A 21,394-nucleotide genomic window follows, 5' to 3' on the forward strand; every position below is an offset into this window, starting at 1 on the left:
AAAAAAGAGGCGAACCTCGGTCCGCCTCTTCTCTTCATAGGGTGTTTATCTTATTTTAACACAGTTACGTGTCCTCTGTGTTTTTGTTTTTTATCAGAGAGTTTTTCTCCGAATTCAATTTGCCAGATATAAACTCCATCCTCAACTAATCCCTTATCTCCATAAGTTCCATCCCATCCAAAATCGTAGTTGTATGATTCAAATACAATTTCTCCCCAACGATTGAAAATTGTTAAGTGATAGTCATACATATCAATTCCTGATGTCATAACAGGTTTGAATACCTGGTTATGTGGATCACCATCAGGTGTAATTACGTTTGGAACATAGAAGAATATTTCTTCATAGATTGTCACGTCTGCACAAACAGTATCAGTACATCCATCAACTGAAGTTACTACTTGACAAACTTCAAATACTGTTTCCTCTTCCACATTAGGGAAGGTAAATTCAGGATTTTGCTCCAGTGAAGTTCCTACTCCGCCAAAATTATACTGGTAGAACACCGCACCGTTAGAAATGTCAACAATCGTGATGGTTGGATTCAATGTTGTCGGATCATAAGGTTGCCAGTAGAATCCAGCCACCGGATTTGGATTAACACATACCAGATCATCAAATGTTGAAGTACCAACACAACCATCTACTGAGGTGACAGTAAGTGTTACGTCATAACATCCCGGATCATTATACCAATTTGAAACGTTGTCACCTGTAGCGCTATTGCCATTACCAAAAGTCCATGTTGCCGAACCTGGCATTGACAATGGTGTAGTATTTACAAAATTGGACAATAGAGGCGCACAACCAACAGCAGGATCTACTGTCAATGTTGGAACCGGAATTCCGTTAAAGTTTACAATGATCTCTGTTGTATCTGTCCACTGGCATTGGTCAGTTCCAACCACATAGATTGAACCTGCAGTTGTAGGTGTATAGGTGAATGATGAACCGGTTGCAATAGAATCTAGGTTGCTGTCTAACCAGGCATACGTATATGCAGGTACACCGTCAAACCCATTTGCTGCAATAGTTTCATCATCTCCAGGACACAAAGTAATAGTGTCAAGTGTAGTTGTTTGATAGAATGGAGGAATAATACTTACATCAACATCCTGCACGTTTGATACACAACCATAAATGTCATACACGGTACAGGTGAAAGTTGTTGGTGTTGTCAGATTCACTGTATAGTACTGTGCTGTATCTCCGGTGTTCCACACATAATAGTATCCTGGTGTACCACCGGTAGCATTACTTGAAATTACACCTGAACCATCATAACACATGGTGATATCCGTAATTGGATCTTGAACTACAGGTGTAGGTTCATAAAGGGTGATTTGTTGTGCCTGGGTACAACCCGCTGCATTTTGAATTACAAGATCATACACTGTTCCTCCAACAGAACCACAAAGTCCGGTAAAAGTATTTCCGGCAACAAATGTTGCTCCATTATCAATGCTATATCCTGTTGCGTTCAATGCATAGATTGTGATTGTTCCATCACAAACACCGTTACAGCTTATATCTGTTCCTGCTACGCTTGTGAAACCAAGCATTGTCGGTTGATCCACCACAAAGTTTCCGGTGATCAAACATCCGTTTGCGTCTGTGACATCAACAGTATATCCTCCTGCACACAGGTTAGTAGCCGTATTAGATCCGGCACCTGCAACTCCACCAGCCCAGTTGTAGTTGTATGCTCCGGTTCCGCCTGAAATTGTAAGTGTAGCAGATCCATCACATAATCCATAACACGAAGCATCAACATCATTTTGAGCAGTGATAGCTAGCGCTGCTGGTTCTGTAATTGTTTCAGTTCCGGTTACGGTACATCCGTTGTCATCTTGCACTGCAACGTTGTATGTGCCTGCAGCTATGAATTGAGAAATGTCTTGCACAATATAAGTTGCGCCACCGTCAAAGCTATAGGTATATGGGCTTGTACCACCGGCCGCATTCAGATCTATTTCACCGGAGTTATCTCCATTACAAGTGAGATTTGTCAGTACACTGGTATAACTCAACAAAGTAGGTTCAGTGATAGTTTCTACTTGGGTGTCTACACATCCATTATCATCTGTAACGGTGATCGTATAAGTATTTGGGCAAACTGAATTGAATGTATTACCAGACTGAAGTGCACCGCCTATATCGTAATCAAGTGTTCCTGTTCCGCCGTTTGCAGTAATTACAAACGAACCGTCACAAGCGCCGTTACACGTTACGTTGCTCACAGCTATACCCGTAATCATTGGAGCTGCCTCTGCTGGTACGAATTCAAGTGAGGTTACTTGACACCCATTATCGTCTTCAACAATTACGTTGTAGTTGTTTGATGCCAATGCGGTGAAAGTACTTCCCGCTTGGAATGATACGCCACCATTATTACTGTAATTATAAACTGGAGTTCCGCCAGCTGCGTTTACCTGAATTTCTCCGTTCGGCAATCCGCAGGTTGATGGAGTAATGGTAGTTGTAAATGACAATGCCGTTGGCTCGTTGACAGTTTGCACGGCCGTAATGCTACAGTTATTATCATCTACCACGTAAATATTTTGTGTTCCTGCACACAAGCCTGTTAGATTAGAACCTGACTGAAGTGTAATCCCGCCGTCTGCTGAGTACAAGTATGGAGCTGTTCCACCGTTTGCCACAACGGATACTTCACCATCACAAACTCCGTTGCAAAGTGCATCTGTTACAGTATATGCTGCAGCAAGAGGCGCTGGTTGATTTATTGTTTGTGTAGTAGTATATGTACAACCAAGTGGGTCTGTCACAATTACGTTATAAGTATTTGCAGCAAGGGCAGGGAAAATTCCGGTACCATTAGTTGACGCACCAAACTGATAAGTATATGGTGTACCGTTTGAACCTGATGCTACAATTTGTGCAAACCCTGAGTTGTTTCCGTTACATGTCAAATCAGTTGCATTGATTATTACGTTGAATGGAGTAGGTTCATCTACATCAATTGTTACTGTTCCTAAACATCCGTTACCATCCATAACCGTAATAGTATATGTACCGGCTGCAAGACCAGAGAAATTTGTACCTGCCTGATAAGTTGCCCCACCATCAATTGAATATTGGTATGGACCACCATCACCACCTGTTACACCGGTCACGTTAATTTGACCATCTGCACCTGCGTTACAAGTTACATCTACTGAAGATAGGGTTGCAATAACTGAATCAGGATGATTGATAGTGAACTGTTGAATACCAAGACACAAACCGGCATCTTGAATAGTTACATAATATGTATCTGCAGATAAACCTGGGAATACACCGGTACCATTTACAGTTGCACCCGGGGTAATTGAATACGTGAATGGTGCGGCACCAAAAGTTTGTGATACAATACCTAATCCATCTGTTCCATTATAACATGTTGCATCTACAGTTACATCAACTTGAGTTATCATGACGTTGTCAGACAAGGCAGAATAAACTGAGTCAACACAACCGTTGGCGTCACTTACAACCAAATTATATAAACCGGAGAAAAGACCTCCAAAGAAACCATCATTTACTTGTGGTGTACCACCAATAGTGTAGATATAAGGCGCTAAACCGGCAGTTGCAATAATTTCAAAACTTCCATCTTGCGCACCGCAGTTAGATGGGTTGTTAGCAATAAAGTTAAATGTGAACGGAGGAGGATCAGTCAATGTTACGGTATTGGTTGTTTGACAACCATGACTATCTTCCACAACCACATCATAAACTCCGGCCATCAAACCAGTAACTGGTGAAGTTCCGGTAAAGGTTGCGCCATTGTCAACACTATATGTGTATCCAGGTGTTCCGCCACCAGGTGTAAATGAAATTTCACCTGTTGGAGTTTGATGACATTGTGGATCAACAAAACCATTTGTTAAAGTCAATACAGGTGGTTGAGTAATTACAACCACTGCATTGGCAAGACATCCATTTGCATCTTTTACAACCACATTGATATTACCTGCGCACAGACCTGTAAGTATGTTACTGGGTTGGAATGTTAACCCGTTGTTTGAACTGTACTCATAAGGCGGAGTAGCGTTTGATGCGTTAACTGTGATTTGACCATCACACACTCCGTTACATGATGCCGCAACCGGAGTACTTGTAAAGGTGAGTGGTGTTGGCTGTGTAATGGTGAAGTTTACTGTTCCTGTACAACCATTAAGGTCGGTAACAGTTACCGTGTGTGCACCAGCAGCAACAGAGTTGAATGAGTTGCTACCTTGTAATGCACCGCCATCTAATTGATATTGAAAAGGAGCCGTACCACCTGTAACACCAATGGTAACACCACCCGTTAATGCACCGGCACAAGCCACGTTGGTTAATACATCAACAAATGGAACCGGACCGGCAGAAGAACCAATGGTTATAGGTAATGTTTCAGTGCAACCTAATCCATCCGTAACTGTTGCAGTGTATGATCCTGAAGCCATACCGGTGAAAACACCAGTTGCGTTTGAAGAAGCGCCTATTGTATAAGTATATGCTACTGCACCGCCACCAGCTGATACGGTTACCGCCCCGTTGTTGGCACCACAGGTTGCCGGTGTCACAGAAATTTGTGAGAGTGTAAGATCAGTTGGTTGAGTAATGGTTGAGTTAATGGTATAGGTACAAAGGTTTGCATCTCTAACAGTTATTGTATAAGCACCAGGACATAGACCGGTGAATGTACTTGTTCCGCTAAATGCACCTCCGTTTAATGAATATTGATAACCCGGTGTTCCGCCTGATGGAGGATTCACTGAAATTTGACCGTTGCATAAACCAAAACAAGTAACATTCGTTGTGGTTGCAGTTGCTGTTACAGCAGATCCGGGTTGAGTTACGGTTACACTGGTTGTAGCTGTACATCCGGTATTATCTGTGATAGTTACATTGTATGTTCCTGCTGCTAGGTTAGTTGCTGTCTGAGTTGTCTGACCAATTGGTACCATTCCGGCATTGTACCAAACATACGTGTATGGTGCAACCCCATTTGCAGGGTTAGCCGTGGCAGTACCACTTGCTTGACCAAAACAAAGCGCCGGTGTAAATGATGCAGTCACGGTGCAGCAAGTAGGACCAGGATTGATGGTGAAAGTTCCACTGTATTGACATCCGTTTGCAGCAACTACTGTATAAGTATAGTTACCATCAGGTAAGTTGGTAAATGATGCAACTGCACCAGAAGTGTTTGCCTCAACCACTGAACCTGATGCAGGTCCGGCAATTGAAACTGTATAAGGACCAGAACCAATCGCATTGTTGATTGTTACTGATCCGTTATTATAACCTGCGCAAGTCTCAGCTACTGTTGAAACAGTTGGAGCAGGAAGTGAAGAATAGCTAACAACGATATCATCATAATCTGTAATCGTCAAACCATCACAACGAGTGTAAGTAACACGTGCAGTATAAGTAGTGGTAACTCCGTTTGGACATACGTTAATTGTATTCCCCGTTCCAATAACGGTTCCGCCCACACCTGCAACAGCACCAGTTACCCATTCAACCGTGTAGATTGGAGCTCCATTTGGAGTAAATCTCCACCCTTCAGGTGCACCGGTTGTAACGGTCCAGTCTGGTGTTGGAGCATTTCTTCCCGGCGCTGCCATACCTGCTGAACCGGCTTGGTTTTGGATACCAACAATGGCGTTACCACCATTCCAGGTTGTACATAAATCTTTTCTATTAATATAAACGTCAATTACGTTGGTTGTTTCATACAATACAATCATGTGGGTTGAACGCATGGATGTACAGCTAAAGTGACCAAGCAAGTTGAATGAAACAACCAAAATACGACAAGGAGCTGTACCTTGAAGATACCATTTAACTGTGCCAGCTACTGAAGGATCAATATCATGATAAACACCAAAAATATCACCGGCAGCTGTTAGTCCTGCATTGGGGCAACCAACAGAAAATGACCATGGGCAGTAACCACCGGGAGTTGATGGACCACCAAAATCAATTGATCCATTTGATCCAATCTGACAGTCGTTATAGGTTGTTCCGTAATAACAAAACGGGAATGGCAACGCAATATTTGGACTCCAGATATCATCCGTTCCAACTGAAACTGATGTTCCTCCGGCCGCGTTATATGCAATTGGCGGTGAGTGAGGAATGGAGCTCACAGTGTACGTTGAAGTGTTACCTACCGCAAACGGAGTAGCAGACAATGTTGTACAGTTTTGCGTACATGGTAACACTTGATCAGGTCCCGCAACAATGTTCGGACATCCTGGGAATTGTGCATAAGCGCCAAGGCCACTCATCACAAAAAGAAAAATAAATAAATTTTTCATGGGCATTATTGGGTGTTTATATGCTAGTTAAACGAGTGATAAGAAATGGGGTTGCCTCAGTTTTCAATAGATTTAAAGATATCTGTGAGGAATTAGTTAATTCGGTTTTTTTACAGATTTGTTCTAAAGTTAAAAGGCATGTATTCAGGAGATTACATGTTTAAAGTATTGAAAAAAAATGATGTTTAAATGGGACGAAAATAATTTAAATCTTGTCATTGTGTTTGATAACACAGGAAGTGAAAAATATCAAACAAATTTAATTTAAAATTAACGGTAGATTATTTTGAACAAAAGCCAAATCGTTGTCTGTAAAATTTAAATGAGTAACCATTCTGATTCTTCCTTTGCCAAAACCAACAACAAGAATTCCGTGTTGTTTGAGTTTTTCAACCACCATTAATTCGTCGAGATTTTTTTTCAGATTGACAACAACAATATTTGTTTCAACGGGCACGACACTATCAGCCCATTGCGCTTGTGTAACTATTTTTTCCAATTGTTTTGCGCGCGCATGATCTTCAGAGAGACGATCAATATGATTTTTGAGTGCAAATAATCCACCGGCAGCAATAATACCTGCTTGGCGCATTCCTCCTCCCAAAACTTTTCTGACTCGTCTTGCTTTTTGAATAAATTCTTGTGAACCTAAAAGCACAGAACCAACCGGTGCGCCCAAACTTTTAGAAAGACAAACTGAGATAGAATCAAATTGTTTTCCGTACTCAAGCGGATTTATTTTTGTCACAGCTAACGCATTAAAAACACGGGCACCATCCAAATGGAATTTCAGTTTTTTTTCGGTACAAATGGTGTTGATTTTTTTGATTACATCAAAGTCATAGATTACACCGCCGCCGCGGTTAGATGTGTCTTCAATGCTAACCATTTTTGTAATGGGATAATGTTGATCATCCGGGTTGATGTTGGGAATTATTTCATCGGGATTGATGCGTCCCTGATTGCCTCTCAACAATCTGACAGATGCACCTGAGTTGCGCATAATTCCGCCACCTTCATAACGGTAAATATGCGACTCTTCATGGCAGATTACTTCATCTCCCGGTTGACAGTAAACATTGATTGCTATTTGATTCGTTTGCGTTCCTGAAGTACAAAATAATCCTGCCTCCTTTCCAAACATTGCAGCGGCGAACGATTCGAGTTCTTTCACGGTTGGATCATCACCAAAAACATCATCACCTACTTCGGCCTTTAACATGAATTGACGCATGGCGTCTGTTGGTTTGGTTACGGTGTCACTTCGAAGATCTACTTGCATACTATTTGATAAAATAAACTGATTGGAAAATGAAGAGATGAATTATAATTTACGGATGAAGAAAATTCCATCCCGAATAGGTAGTAGTACTTTAGAAACACGTTTATCCTGCATTATTTTTTCATTGAACGCGGCGAGTGCAGCAGTACTTTTATCATTTGGTTTTATTGGTTCAACCACTTTACCACTCCACAGCACATTGTCAGCCAAAATTACGCCTCCGCTTCTCATTTTGTCAATAACCAAATCAAAATAGACCGCGTAATTTTCTTTGTCGGCATCAATAAAAACCAGATCAAACGGACCGGTAAGCAAAGGAATTACTGAAGTGGCTTTGTCGTAAATTATTTCAATCTGATTTGCTCTTGCTGATTGAAGCAAATATTTTTGATGAATGGGTTTAAATTCAGGATTATAATCAATGGTGATTAATTTTCCATTTTCAGCCAATCCTTCAGAAAGGCAAATTGCCGAATACCCTGTGTAGGTTCCAATTTCAAGTATTGATTGTGGTTTCAGAAGTTGTGAAATGGCACTTAAAATTCTCCCTTGCAAATGTCCTGAAATCATGCGTGGAGACATAACATGGAGATGCGTTTCTCTGCGCAGATTATTAAGTAACTCATCTTCTGGTGAAGTGTGTTGCTCACAGTAGTCAGAAATTTCGCGAGACAAAAAATCCATTGTAAACTTTGGCTAAAGATACAATGGATTTTAAAATGTATTCAACAAAATATTGCCTGCAATTTACTTTTTAGGCTCACAGCTTTCGTCACCACGGCAACATTTTGGAAGCGCCTGCCAAGCTTCATGATTTCTCTCTACTGTATCAGAGCTATATCCCAAGTTTGCCAGCACCTCTTTTATTTGTTGTTCAGTGATAACTGCAGGTTTGAATTTTACTGTAAGTATTTTAGTTTCCAAATCAAGTTCTGAATAAATAATTCCTTTAGTATAATTGAGTTTATTTTCAATTCGTTCTTTGCATTCACCACATATAGCCGTGGTTGGAAAAGAGATAACTTTCGTTTTTGAATCTTGCATTTGAAATGAACCCAGCGTAACAAATGCGATTAATAGTATCATGAAATTTTTCATATAAATTTATTTTTTTAGTGATGAACAGAATTGAAATCTAGGATAAGATTTGTTCATCTGATCATTAATTATTATTCTTTGTCTTTTTGTTTTATTGCATAGTGAAATCCAACATAAACATTGGCGCCGGTGATAGGTGCCCATACCTGTGTAGCATCAAAAAATGCGCCAAAAGGATTGTCTGCACTGATTATTGCATTGCCTTGTATGACATTCAATAAATTTTCACCGCCAATATAAAAATTGAATTTTTTATACCGATATGTGATTTGACTATTGACAATCCAGTAACGTTCAGATTCTGGACCCCGTTGATATGGCGCCGGACTTTCTGACGTATCAGGTAATCTTTTTTTGCCAATCCAGTTGCCTGTTGCATCAAAACTCCATTTTTTATTTCGGGTGGTATACCCAACATTAAAGAGCGCTCTGAACTTTGGCACAAAGGCCATTTGATGTTGCATGCCATGATATGTTGTTACTACGTCATAGTATTTGTACGCCGCCCGTAATTCAAAGTTTTTTATTGGTTTTAACAATAATTCAATTTGAAAACTATGTGACCAGGCTGATGCAATGGTGCTGTAGATATAGAGTTGTGTTGGTGCATAATCCATATCTACAACTAATTGATTTAAAAAGTGGGTATAAAAATAATCCAGCGTTATGGTAGACACCTCATCACGAATCATAAATTTTTGCGTGAAGGTAATTCCTGAGCTGATTGCATCTTCCGGCTTTATATTTGGAGCCACAATCCACTGTCTGCTGCTTGCCATAAAACTGACGTTGTCTGCGTATGGATTTGGAATTCTATATCCTCTTCCAAAGCTGAGACGCAAGGCGTTTTTTGGGCTGAAATTCCATTTAATATGTAACCTCGGAGAGAAAAGCGGCCCGTACATATTATGATAATCTCCGCGCAACCCCGCCACTAAAATAAATTTATCCAAACGGTTGTATGTGTATTCAAAAAATGCGCCTGAAATTATTTCTGTTTTCAGCATGAGCGAATCATTGTATCGCTGAACATAGTCATCTGCCGTAAAGCTCAAACCGGTTTTATAATTATGGTTTGTGTTTGAGATGATGTCATTATAAATTCCATTAAAATAGAATTTTTTCTGGGTTCCATCATACGTATTGTTCCCAAGTTGCGTGAACAAGTGATGATATTCCAGTTGACCAATTAAGCCAACATTTCCAAACTTTCTTTTCTCAATAAAAAATCCATTTTTTGAAAATAGTTCGACATGCTGATTTTTGAAAATTCCCTGATACAAGCCTGAGGATGATTCAGGATTATAATTCAGCTGACCACCTAACTGATCATTGTAATTTGCCTTGATACCGAATTTAGTTTCATAGTTAGAACCGGCGTACGACCATCTGTGCATAAATGCTCCAACCTGACCAATAGGGAAATCTCTGAAGCCATCTTTATTCACATCACTGTCAATAAAAAAGTTGGAGAAATGCAGAAAGGTCATTTGTCCCCAGCGATCACTCATTTTATATGCGCTGTGAATATTTCCTTCAAGCCGGGCAAATTTATTGCCGTAAAAATTAGCATAAAACGCTTCACCATGTTCAGGATCTTTAAACTCAATATTGATAAGTCCTGCCATAGATTCAAACCCGTTCACTACTGAGCCGGTTCCTTTGGTGATTTGAATAGACTCAACCCAAGTACCCGGTGTATAATTTAATCCAAATGATGACGAAAGACCGCGCACCATGGGAATGTTTTCATACTGAATTTGAGTGTAGATTCCGTCCAAGCCAAGCATCTGAATTTTTTTCGCACCTGAAATGGCATCTGTCATATTGATGTCAACCGAGGCATTGGTTTCAAATGATTCTGAAAGATTACAACACGCAGCTTTTCGCAATTCATCCTGACCAATTTTTTCTACGTTAAAAGGGTCAAGCAAATCAATAGACTTGGTGATACTTTCAGCGACAATTTCTACACCATGGAGTAAAATTCCGCCACTCATGTTGATGGTATAGTTTTGATCAGCTGATTTAATTTCAAAAGCAACCAGTTCATATCCGGTTGATTTCACGTAAAGTGTATCCGGTAAATGGTGTACCGCAATAGCGAATGTTCCGTCATTTGCTGACAATGCAACATGTGAGTCATTCTTCCACCGGATGCGCGCACCCGGAATACCTTCTTCAACGCCATTAGTCATCGTGACAATTTTACCCTGAATCAGAATATCCTCATCATCTTGACCATGTAATAATGTGCTACTAAAAAGCAGCAACATGAACATTATTTTATAATACATGATAATTTTTTTAGTTCAACAATTCTTTCACGCCTGAAAAAGTCAGGCACAGAAAAATTGAGGACTAAATGCGGATGCTGCGATTACGCACCCAAACAGGGACATGTTGATTATCAGGCGGACTGTTGTCTCCTGATGTGAACATGATGATTGCATTAAAACTAGTTGAGTTAGCAAGGTCATTAAATGAAGCAGGGACCAGTTTTGCGGTTAAATCAAGTGCAAGTCTGGTTGATGAATTTGCTTTAAGTTTTAATGATGAAATGGTATATTTTTCTGTTTTGCAGCATTTTTTTTGCTTCAGTTCAAGAGAAGATTTTTTTGTACTTGAAGATTTGTGGCAATGTTTCTTGCAGGATTTTTCATTCTGAACTTCTTCTTTGTTGCTTTCGATTGAGTCACATGAACAATGGGCATTTCCGAAAAATGAAATATCTGTGATTTTGCCTTTGCAATAATGTAATTCTATTGTAAATCCCGGCAAGGAGAACAGAAAAATGACTAAGAAAAATATGGCTTTTAATCTGATCATTGTGACAAATATAAATGAAAACAGGATGCAAGACAATAGATTAAGCTATTTGGTGACATAAATAAAAACGCAATTCTTAGAATCTTATTTTCTATGTTGTCTGAAAGTGAGCGTCAATTGCCTTGGAAGGATCCTAATCAATGTATTTCAATGAACCAACGAGCCTTATCAACAAACCGAAAATACAACTCCTTAACAATAATTGATGAACTTGGATGTTTATGAGACGACATCAATAATTAATTTCGTCCGTTAAGAAACTTGCTCAATATGCGCTTTACTCTTTTATTCTTGCCTTTTATTCTTGGCGCATGTGCTATGAATGCGTTTTATTATTTTCCAGATAAAAATAGTGTAGAGCCTGCTGAAGGAGCAGAAGAGCACTACGTAAGGTATAACAAAGAAAAGTCAATTCATGGTTTGTTTTTTAAAAAGGAAAACCCACTGGCCAGTATTTTTATCTTACATGGCAACGCCGGAAATTTGACGGGCTGGCAAAGTGTTGCAGAAATTCTGTGGGAAGAGGGGTATCAGGTTTTCATCATTGATTATCCCTCATTTGGCAATTCTGATGGCAAGGCTAAACACAAAGAGGTGATTCTATCAGCTCAAAAATCATTTGAATATTTTGATTCGCTGCCTGAGGTGCAGGGCTCAAAAAAAATGTTGATGGGTTTTTCATTAGGCGGTAACCTGGCTTTAAAAATTGCTACTGATTATCAAGACAAGATAGATTATCTGGTTGTTGAAGGAGCATTTAGTAATTATAGGGATATCGGAATTCAAACCACACCTAAAATTTTGCGCTTTGCGCCTTGGCTTTTTTTAGGATCTGAATTTAAGGGAGAGGAGCTGATCAAAGAATGGAAAAAACCTTTGCTTGTTGTGCACAGTACTGAAGATAAAACCTGTCCTTACGAAATGGGTAAAGAGATTTATTCCAATGCCGCATCAGACAAAAAAGAATTGTGGACAATTAAAGGCGCACACCTCCAGGGTTTTGGTCTTTACGCCGACGAATATTTCAATAGATTAAAGTGGTTGATTCAAAGCAAGGAGTAGCAGCTTAGTATTCCCGCTCTTCAATGCATTTCATTTCAACAATTTCTCCCATACCACAAATACTTGCCCCGGATACCTCTTTGTAGGAAACCCATATAAGCATATTGTGAACATAGTCTAAGTGTTGAAACTCTGCCAGGTTGGTAGGTTCTAAAAAAGTACCGTCTTCTAATTCAAACACAATGCCACAGGTGTCAGAATCTGAATAATCTCTCACCCAGGCTTTTTCACCTTTAAAACAACCACCGGTGTCTTTTCCACAAGAAGAAAGGAGAAGTACAACAGCGGCAACGGAACCAAAGAAAATATTTTTTTTCATAGGGTATATAGTTTGTAGTTAATGGTCAAATTTATTTACGAGCTGTGCAAAATATCACCTGTTCAAAAATACAATTTTACAAGATTCTTATCTAATTCTGCTTGTGAAGTGTATCGCTAAAGGTTTTGTAAATATACGAATTTTCATTCATGCTGGTTGGTTGTCATGATTGTCAGAGTTTAGTTGCGGTGAAGTTCAGGCGCTTAAAATAAATCTATCTTTGTGGTGAAAAGCATTTCATTATGGCATTACAGCGCATTGTCAGATTATCTTTTAAACCGGGACATGGTCATGAATTTGAACATTATTTTCATGAGATCAAAGAAAAGATTGCGGCTCAGCCCGGTTGTCTTGGCGTAAAATTATTGCGTGATACTGATCATCCGGGTACTTATTTTACCTATTCTGTATGGCAAAATCAAGAGGCCTTGGATGCGTATCGAACTACAGATTTATTTAGCGTTGTATGGCCAAAAGTGAAACAATGGTTTGATGAAAAACCTCAGGCTTGGAGTACGCTGGTTATTGCAGAAGCAGCTGTCTGAAGATTTCATAATACATCGCATTGGAAGAATTCTCATGGAGAAATGTATATTTACATCCAGAAAATGAAGCACTAAGAACCATTTTACGTTCTTTATTCTTCTCAAAAAAAAATCATGAACCCCAAAAAAATGTGCAAATGAAAATCAGAAAATTTAGCATGTTGGTTGCCGTGTTGATTGTCACGTCGTGTGGTCAACAAGAAACTGATCAACCAACAGAAAACAAACAAAATGAAAATGACACAACCGGTGCAGTAGGCAATACTGAAATGGTTGACACTGCTGTTGTTGATACTACCCGTGTTACAGAATTGAAAAAGCAAAATCAGGTAACAGATTATGCTGAGTATTTTCTTCAAGTTAAAGTAGTTCGCAGTTCTGACCAATTACAAACCAACAACGGAATTTATCACTACTATGAGACCCTTGACATTGCCAATGGATTTGCCAGAATTACCGGTGCTTATGAAGGCAGTGATGTCTTTGTAATCTGGCGCATGAGTGATGGATCAGACTTGGTTGGGCACACCAGTACTTCTTGCGGACCGGTGTGTAGTTATCATACCGTTTTTTATAAATGCAAAGACGGAAAAGACGAGGACGTGACCAGTACCATTTTACCATGGAAAGAGATGGAAAAACATTTGGCCGTGGTAAATGAAAAAGTGAAAGCTAAATATGAATTAGAAAGTGATGAACCGCAGTTCATGTTTCAATTACCTCAGAAAGGAACTGACATGGATGTTTGGTATTCTAATAATTTGAATGATTTTGAATTCATCATGATGACTTTGAGTTGGGATAAAAAGAAATTTTCAGTGAAGAAAAAATACGATGATGTGCCTTAAGTGTACTCTAACTTATTGAGTTGTTCTCATCCGAATATTATGCAAAAAAAAAGCTCCCTCAATGAAGGAGCTTTTTTTATTCATTCTGATTTCTGATTAATCAAGAATTTCAAATGAGTTGATGAATTTAGATTCAACATTCAGGTCATACGTTTTTTTGCTACCTAGAATGAGGAATTGCCATTCATATTTTTCTTGGATAATAGTGTAATAACGACCGATATAACCTTTCCAGTCTTTTTTACATTTCAAAGCGGATTGAACGCCGGTGTCACCGTCAACTGTCCAGTCAGAAATATATTTTGCGTCAAATTTAGAGTAGAAATTTTGGCAAATACGCAGTACTTCTGCATACTCACTGTACAAATTATCTTCTTCTGAAATGGCTTCTTCGTAAATAAATACGTTACCAATTAATATCATATCACCGTAGGTACATGAAAGAGAAAAGGTAGTCATACCAGATTCATCATCTACTTCTTTTTCAACTTCATATTCACCTGGAAAAGTGATTTTCAAACGGGCTTCCTGACTTTCGTAGGTTTCACCGGCAAAGGATACAGAACTTGCAACAACAAGGCCTGAAAGGGCAAGGGCTGAGAAAAAATGCTTCATAACAATTGTCTTTTTAAAAAATTTAATTAGCGGCAAAGTTCTGCCAAAAAGGGGTTTAATTTATACGTGATTTACCGTATCTGCTCAAATATAAGTATTTTTTTTTATTCACTTGAACGATTAAGTTCAAATAAGATAAAAGTATATTCCAGTGCAATTTCTTTGAGAGATTCAAACCTGCCTGATGCACCACCGTGTCCTGCTTTCATGTTGGTGTACAACAGAAGTAGATTTTTGTCAGTTTTCAGCGCTCTTAATTTTGCAACATATTTTGTGGGCTCCCAATATTGTACTTGTGAATCATGTAATCCACTTGTAACAAGCATAGCGGGATACTGTGTCTCTCTAATGTTATCATACGGTGAATACGATTTCATGTAACGATAATATTTTTTTTCAGCCGGATTTCCCCACTCGTCAAACTCACCGGTAGTGAGCGGAATGCTAGTATCAAGCATAGTGGTTACTACATCAACAAAAGGTACGTTAGATACAATACCTCTCCACAAATCAGGTCTCATGTTGGCAACTGCACCCATGAGTAATCCTCCGGCACTGCCGCCCATGGCAAAAACTTTATCACGGCTGGCATAGCGCAATTTGATTAATCCTTCAGCGCATGCAATAAAATCATGAAAGGTATTTTTCTTTTTCAATAGTTTTCCATCTTCATACCATCTTCTGCCTAACTCTTCACCACCACGCACATGGGCTATGGCAAACACAAAACCACGGTTCAACAAACTCAATCTGGCTGAACTGAAATATGGATCAAGCGATTCACCATACGAACCATACGCATAAAGTAAAAGCGGATTTTTTCCGCGCTTTGTAAAATGATCACGATGATAAACCAACGAAACAGGCACTTTCACTCCATCGTGTGAGGTAATCCAAATGCGCTCTGACTTGTAATCTTTTGTTTTAAATCCACCTAATACTTTGGTTTGACCTGCAATGGTTTTTTGCAAAGTTTTTAAATCAATATCATACGTGGTGAGTGGTGTTGTTAGTGAGCTATAACTTACCCTTACTTGGTTGAATTCAAATTCAGGATTGGTACCCAGACTCAATGTGTACGTATCTTCAAATGGCGGAATGAAACGATAGCGGTATGATCCGGTGTAATAAATTCTGAGCCTCGTCAATCCGGCTTTCTTTTCCTGCACTATCAGATGTTTTTTGTACACTTCAAAATCTTCAATCAAAACATCTTTGTCATGTTTTTGAATAATCTGCCAGTAACGTGGTTCTCTTTTTTTTATGTCACACTTCACTAATTTGAAGTTTTCTGCTGCCAGGTTAGATTTTATTACGCAATGATCACCTGCTGAGTCAGGATAATATTCATGTCCGCGTTTGCGTTTGAGAAATATTTCAAATCTTTTATAATCATCAGTGCGTTTGAATCTGAATTCTGACGTGGTTGTGCTGTATGATCCAATGAATATATATTGATCATCTTTTGATCGGGATAATCCACAATAAAATGTTTCGTCTTTCTCTGTAAAATGGATCTCTGTTTTTTTTGTGCTGCGCGATACGCTTTTTACGCTGAAAGGGCGCAATGTTTTTTTATCTTTTACACTAAAATATAAAGTCTCGTTATCATTGTGCCACGCCAAATCACTTCCGGTATTTTGAATAGCCATGCTGAGGTAATCACCGGTTTCTAAATTTTTTATACTGATTTGGTAAAGACGTCGCCCCATTAAATCTTCAGTGAGTGCAAGCCATTTATTGTCGGGTGAAACCGTGAATGAAACTAGTTCATAATAACTTTGCCCGCGTGCTCTTTTATTGGCATCCAGAATAATTTCTTCTTTGCTATTTAGTGTTTCTTTTTTTCTGCAGAAAACCGGATGTTCTTTTCCTTTTTCGTACCGTTCATAATACCAATATCCGTTTTTGAAAAATGGCGCCGTAGATTCTTCCTCTTTCATGCGTGATTTCATTTCATGAAATATTTTTTCACGCAGTTTGCTCACCGGTTTGAGAACATAATTGCAATAGATGTTCTCTTTTTTTAAATAAGAAATTACAGCAGGATTCTCTCTGTCATTGAGCCAGAAATAAGGATCAATGCGGGTGTCACCGTGAACAGATAATTTTTTTTCAATCCTGCGGACAAGAGGAGGACGCATACAAAAATCAACGAGATGGATTAAAACGCTTGTAGGAGTTTTTCAGATATTTTTCATCCCGCCCATAAATATCTGGATGAAATAAAATATTGGCTGAACTGTCACCGCTTGCCGTGTAGTATTCAATGTACACTTCAAACGGTTCTTTCAATTCAATTGCCCGCTGGATACCGCGACCAATGACACTGTCTAATGAATCTGCCACAAAAGCATTTTCATCTGATCTCAACAGTTCTTTAGCTAATTCATACGGTTGATGTAAACGAATGCAGCCGTGAGAATATGCCCTGACATCATTGCCAAATAATCCTTTTGAAGGAGTATCATGAATAAATACGGCGTGCTCATTTGGGAACATAAATTTGATGCGTCCTAAACTATTGCCACCACCGGCATCTTGTCTTACGCGGTAACCAAAATTTCCTTGTTTTACCTGACTCCAGTCTACACCTTTAGGATCTACTTGCTGTCCATCCTTAAACACTTTATATCCCCTTTTACTGAAATAAGCAGAGTCTTTGCGGGCACCTGATAAAATTTCTGTTGATGCAATAGAGTAGGGCACACTCCAAAACGGATTAGTGATAATGGTTTTCATTTGGGCATGAAATTCAGGAGTTGGTGTTGCTAGTGCGCCAACCACAACGCGATGTTTTCTTTTTGTTTGTCCCTCTTCAACAAAGTATAAATTGAATTCAGGTACATTCACACGAATGTATTTTGAAGGAAATGGATCACGCCATCTCCATTTTTCCAAACTCAAACAAGCTTGATAATAGCGGTCAAGATTACTTTTTTCTAAAGCTTTTCCTGTCCAACGCCCAACAATGGCATCATCTTTTAAACCACAAAATTTTTGAAAGATTTTAAGCTTTTCTAAAAAAACAGAATCATTTGTTGCCTCCGTGCTATCAACAAACGCATGCCCAATGAGTGCTTCACGTGCTGCCTTATAACATTTTACAGAATCTTCTTTAATCGGGGGAATGGTGTAATGATTTGTGTCAAGCGGATATTCATCTAAAAATTTGGCGAGCCCGGCTTGCAATTGTTTATACTCCCAGAATTTTGGTTGCACCTCATTGACAATATCTGTCACATGAGTTCCTGATCTTACTCTTTCAAGTTGCTCTTCTAAATTGAAATCCAGAGAATCTTTTTTCCATACATAAGTAAAATTGGTTTCATCAATGCAGCCTGCGCTTACATGGGAGACAAATAGATAAAACGCATTGGAAAGCAGCATTTCTGTATCTTCCAGTGAAGAATCTTTCATGTGCATCAGCTTACGGTAGTGAAACATTTCAGGTATCAAGCCATAATCCATGGCGTTTTCAACGAGGTCCAACATTTCATAACCTGAAGCGGTGAGCGAATCTTTGCGAATCCAAAGCGGCACAAAATCATGATTTTTATAATAGTCAAGCACGGCGCTTCCGGCTAAAAGCGTGTCAGCACCATAGACTAATAAGGTTTGATCCTTGAATTTATCTTTGAGTTGTTGTGAGAGCTCAATCTGCTCTTGCTCAACTTCTGTTTTACCGCCTCCGCAGGCAGTAAGTGTAACGAAAAATGCAATTATGAGTATACGCATCGAGTAGTTCATCCCAAAACTAAAGATCGAAGATATATAAAAACAACACATGCTGTATAAAGATTAAAGTAAATGTATATTACCTATACTATATTGGCCGTTACCATCTTAGTTTCACTCAAGGCATTTAGTGATCAGGCACTGCGTTACAGGTTGATGCTCAATCCGCATGCCATATTGCATGAAAAGCAGTGGGAACGTTTGATAACGCACGCGTTCATACATGGTGATTACATGCATTTACTCTTTAATATGTATGTACTTTACATGTTTGGTGAAATCACTGAGAAGTCATTTGTGGCGCTGTATGACGTAAAAGGACATTTCTATTTTGCTTTACTTTATGTTGGGGGTATCTTTTTTTCAACCATTATCACCATGGCAAAGTATAAAGACAATCCTAATTACAATGCGCTGGGCGCTTCCGGAGCGGTCTCATCTGTTGTTTTTGCCTTTATTGTGCTTTACCCTATGCAAAAAATGGGAATTTTTCCATTGCCTCCGTTTGTGCCGGCATTTATTTTTGGTCCTTTATTACTTTTATTTGAGTATTTGATGGCTAAACGTGGACGTTCACACATTGCGCATGAGGCACATTTTGCCGGTGCTTTGTTTGGTATTTTATTTATGTCCTTGATTGATTATCACTTTATTCTTAACTTCCTCTCACATTTCACTAGATGAGTACCTATGTCAACAATAACGGTGTGTTGATTCCTGCTGAAACATATAGTATCAGATCAGGGAACAGGGCTTATTTGTATGGTGATGGTTTGTTTGAATCTATCAGAGTGGTTAACGGAAAACCTACCAATCTTGAAAATCACATGGTGCGCTTGCATGAAGGAATGAAAGCGCTCAGAATTCAAATTACTCCTGAATTTAATATTGATTTTTTTAGAAAAGAGATAGAAGAACTTTGTCATCAAAACGGAATTGAACGTGGGGGGCGTGTGCGTTTATCTGTTGATCGTCGCACCGGAGGCTACTACATGCCCAGCGATAATCAGGCTGATTATTTTATTGAAGCGCAATCTCTGCCTAATAATAGATTTAATTTGAATGACCGAGGACTAAAAGTAGATCAATTTGAAGAAATGAAAAAGCAAATCAATCGCTTGTCTACCTTCAAAACAAAAAATGGTTTACTCTATATTATGGCAAAGTTGCGCGCACGTGAATTAGGCCTAGACGATTTGCTGATTCAAAATGACCGAATGGGAATAATTGAAGGCGGAAGTGCCAATCTTTTTATTGTTTCTAATGGCGTGCTTTATACACCTGGCCTTGATTCAGGCTGCTTAGGCGGCACCATGCGCATGCAAATTATCAATATTGCACTTTCATATAATATCAAAGTGTATGAGTGCAATATCTCCCCTCAAAATTTATTGGTGGCTGATGAAGTTTTTATGACGAATGCCATTGAAGGAATTATTTGGGTGGCCAGTTATCGCACAAAACAATATTCTAATTATCTTGCTAAATCTTTAATTGAACGACTAAACGAAAAATGGAACGCATGGGATTAAAATCATCTTTACTTGCAGGTATTGCTTTTATGGCAATGGTTGCTTTGACTAATTCAGGTTTTTCACAAACCGACAAACAAATGCAAAAAGCCAGCAAGGTTTTTCTCAACAAGAGTAAGATCAAAGGAATAGATATGCTGGTAAAGTATATTTATGCTGCGGCTGAAAAAGGAGGATCAAGCATTAGAGCGTATGAGTTGTGGGTGAATATGGAATATATCAGACATGAATCTGTAATGGATATTGATATTGAAGTGCAGCCTGATGAAAATGGTGAAATTGATTCTGCCGTGTATGAATATCTTGATGAGATTAAAGAGTCAAGCAAACAAAAATTTTTAAACGTCTGCAGAAAAAGTACGCTGGAATCTTTGTCGTATACCGGTGATATTTACCTGAGAAAATTTCTGGTTGATTATGATCCTGATACTGCAGTGAGTGAAAAAGCAAAAGAATATTTTAAAGAAGGAGAAGAGTTTTTTAGCAAAGAAGATTATGAGCTCGCTGAATTGAATTATCGCAAAGCCTGGGCTGAAGACTCAACTTATTATGCTGCCTTACTTTATTTGGGTGATACGTTTTGGGCAAGAGAAGATTATGACAGTGCCATTGTGTATTTTACACTGGCTAAAAACATGCACCCGTTATTGCTTGAACCACGCAAATATATTGTTGATGCCTTGATAGAATTAGAATTATTTTACCGCGCCAAAAAAGAATGTCTTGAAGCATTTACCGTGTATCCGGGATACGATATGAAATTTAAACTTCAGCGTATTTTAAGTAATGAAAATAAATGGTTGAATGAACATAGATTCTTGCGTTACTTCTATCCTAATAATATCAAAGAAGATGATCAACGTGAACTAAGCGGAATTTTTGCTACTTATCGTGAAGCAAAATCTGAGATAAAAAAATACTGTAATGATGATGGTATTATTGAGCCAAACGGTGTAACGGATGATAAATATCTTGAAGTATATTCATATCGTAAACTGCTTGAAAAGCATCAGCGTGAGTTGCCTGAATACATGGATTTTGCTTACAAGATGATGGAAGACGGGTACCTTGATTGTTTTGTTTTTATCTCCTTATTCCATGTTGATATTTATCCGCAGTTCAAAGATTTTATGTCTTATGAAGAGAATAGGACAAGATCACTTGAATTCATTGAAAAATATCTGATTGAAGTAAATGAAGATTGATTGGTGAACT

General features: G+C 38.7%; 16 protein-coding genes. 6 read left to right on the forward strand and 10 right to left on the reverse strand.

Annotation, left to right across the window (positions count from 1 at the left end; translation table 11 throughout):
• Positions 1-50: 50 nt before the first annotated feature.
• The 6 genes from IPH66_04710 to IPH66_04735 form a co-directional block, all read right to left on the reverse strand.
• A complete protein-coding gene (locus tag IPH66_04710) occupies positions 51-6,311 on the reverse strand; it encodes a gliding motility-associated C-terminal domain-containing protein (GenBank protein MBK7128655.1) in 6,261 nt (2,086 codons plus the stop codon).
• A 259-nt stretch (positions 6,312-6,570) separates the two neighbouring features.
• Entirely contained in the window at positions 6,571-7,593 is a 1,023-nt protein-coding gene (locus IPH66_04715; protein ID MBK7128656.1) for a threonine aldolase, read from the reverse strand.
• A gap of 42 nt (positions 7,594-7,635) precedes the next feature.
• Entirely contained in the window at positions 7,636-8,277 is a 642-nt protein-coding gene (locus IPH66_04720) for an O-methyltransferase (GenBank protein MBK7128657.1), read from the reverse strand.
• A gap of 63 nt (positions 8,278-8,340) precedes the next feature.
• Positions 8,341-8,679: a heavy-metal-associated domain-containing protein gene (locus tag IPH66_04725; protein MBK7128658.1), complete on the reverse strand. Its 339-nt coding sequence runs from the start codon at positions 8,677-8,679 to the stop codon at positions 8,341-8,343.
• Positions 8,680-8,762: 83 nt separating this feature from the next.
• Entirely contained in the window at positions 8,763-10,967 is a 2,205-nt protein-coding gene (locus IPH66_04730; GenBank protein MBK7128659.1) for a TonB-dependent receptor, read from the reverse strand.
• Between the two features lie 85 nt (positions 10,968-11,052).
• Positions 11,053-11,520, reverse strand: coding sequence for a hypothetical protein (locus IPH66_04735; protein MBK7128660.1), 468 nt, complete (start codon positions 11,518-11,520; stop codon positions 11,053-11,055).
• Between the two features lie 270 nt (positions 11,521-11,790).
• Between IPH66_04735 and IPH66_04740 the strand changes: the two genes are divergently transcribed.
• Positions 11,791-12,582, forward strand: a complete 792-nt coding sequence (locus IPH66_04740; protein MBK7128661.1) for an alpha/beta fold hydrolase — start codon at positions 11,791-11,793, stop codon at positions 12,580-12,582.
• A 4-nt stretch (positions 12,583-12,586) separates the two neighbouring features.
• Here the strand turns inward: IPH66_04740 and IPH66_04745 are convergent, their stop codons facing one another.
• Positions 12,587-12,901 (reverse strand): hypothetical protein, encoded by a 315-nt coding sequence (locus IPH66_04745; GenBank protein ID MBK7128662.1) that lies wholly within the window; start codon positions 12,899-12,901, stop codon positions 12,587-12,589.
• A gap of 242 nt (positions 12,902-13,143) precedes the next feature.
• Between IPH66_04745 and IPH66_04750 the strand changes: the two genes are divergently transcribed.
• Both IPH66_04750 and IPH66_04755 read left to right on the forward strand, forming a co-directional pair.
• Complete coding sequence (locus IPH66_04750) at positions 13,144-13,446, forward strand: antibiotic biosynthesis monooxygenase (GenBank protein MBK7128663.1); 303 nt, start codon at positions 13,144-13,146, stop codon at positions 13,444-13,446.
• A gap of 137 nt (positions 13,447-13,583) precedes the next feature.
• On the forward strand, positions 13,584-14,294 hold the full coding sequence (locus IPH66_04755) for a hypothetical protein (GenBank protein MBK7128664.1): 711 nt from the start codon (positions 13,584-13,586) through the stop codon (positions 14,292-14,294).
• Positions 14,295-14,390: 96 nt separating this feature from the next.
• Here IPH66_04755 and IPH66_04760 read toward each other — a convergent pair whose 3' ends face one another.
• From IPH66_04760 to IPH66_04770, 3 genes are all read right to left on the reverse strand, one after another.
• Positions 14,391-14,909 (reverse strand): hypothetical protein, encoded by a 519-nt coding sequence (locus tag IPH66_04760; protein ID MBK7128665.1) that lies wholly within the window; start codon positions 14,907-14,909, stop codon positions 14,391-14,393.
• 104 nt (positions 14,910-15,013) lie between these two features.
• A complete protein-coding gene (locus IPH66_04765) occupies positions 15,014-17,053 on the reverse strand; it encodes a S9 family peptidase (GenBank protein ID MBK7128666.1) in 2,040 nt (679 codons plus the stop codon).
• 7 nt (positions 17,054-17,060) lie between these two features.
• Positions 17,061-18,647 carry a L,D-transpeptidase family protein gene (locus IPH66_04770; GenBank protein MBK7128667.1) on the reverse strand — a complete coding sequence of 529 codons (1,587 nt, stop codon included), beginning with the start codon at positions 18,645-18,647 and terminating at the stop codon, positions 17,061-17,063.
• A gap of 72 nt (positions 18,648-18,719) precedes the next feature.
• Here IPH66_04770 and IPH66_04775 point away from each other — a divergent pair, with 72 nt between their 5' ends.
• The 3 genes from IPH66_04775 to IPH66_04785 are packed head-to-tail and all read left to right on the forward strand — an operon-like array spanning position 18,720 to position 21,384.
• Positions 18,720-19,331, forward strand: coding sequence for a rhomboid family intramembrane serine protease (locus tag IPH66_04775; protein ID MBK7128668.1), 612 nt, complete (start codon positions 18,720-18,722; stop codon positions 19,329-19,331).
• Positions 19,328-20,179, forward strand: coding sequence for an aminotransferase class IV (locus IPH66_04780; protein MBK7128669.1), 852 nt, complete (start codon positions 19,328-19,330; stop codon positions 20,177-20,179). Before IPH66_04775 ends, IPH66_04780 begins: the two co-directional genes overlap by 4 nt.
• Positions 20,170-21,384: a tetratricopeptide repeat protein gene (locus IPH66_04785; protein MBK7128670.1), complete on the forward strand. Its 1,215-nt coding sequence runs from the start codon at positions 20,170-20,172 to the stop codon at positions 21,382-21,384. Before IPH66_04780 ends, IPH66_04785 begins: the two co-directional genes overlap by 10 nt.
• Positions 21,385-21,394: the final 10 nt, after the last annotated feature.

It is taken from the genome of Crocinitomicaceae bacterium, from assembly GCA_016708105.1.
Taxonomy (GTDB): Bacteria; Bacteroidota; Bacteroidia; order Flavobacteriales_D; family Crocinitomicaceae; genus JADJGJ01.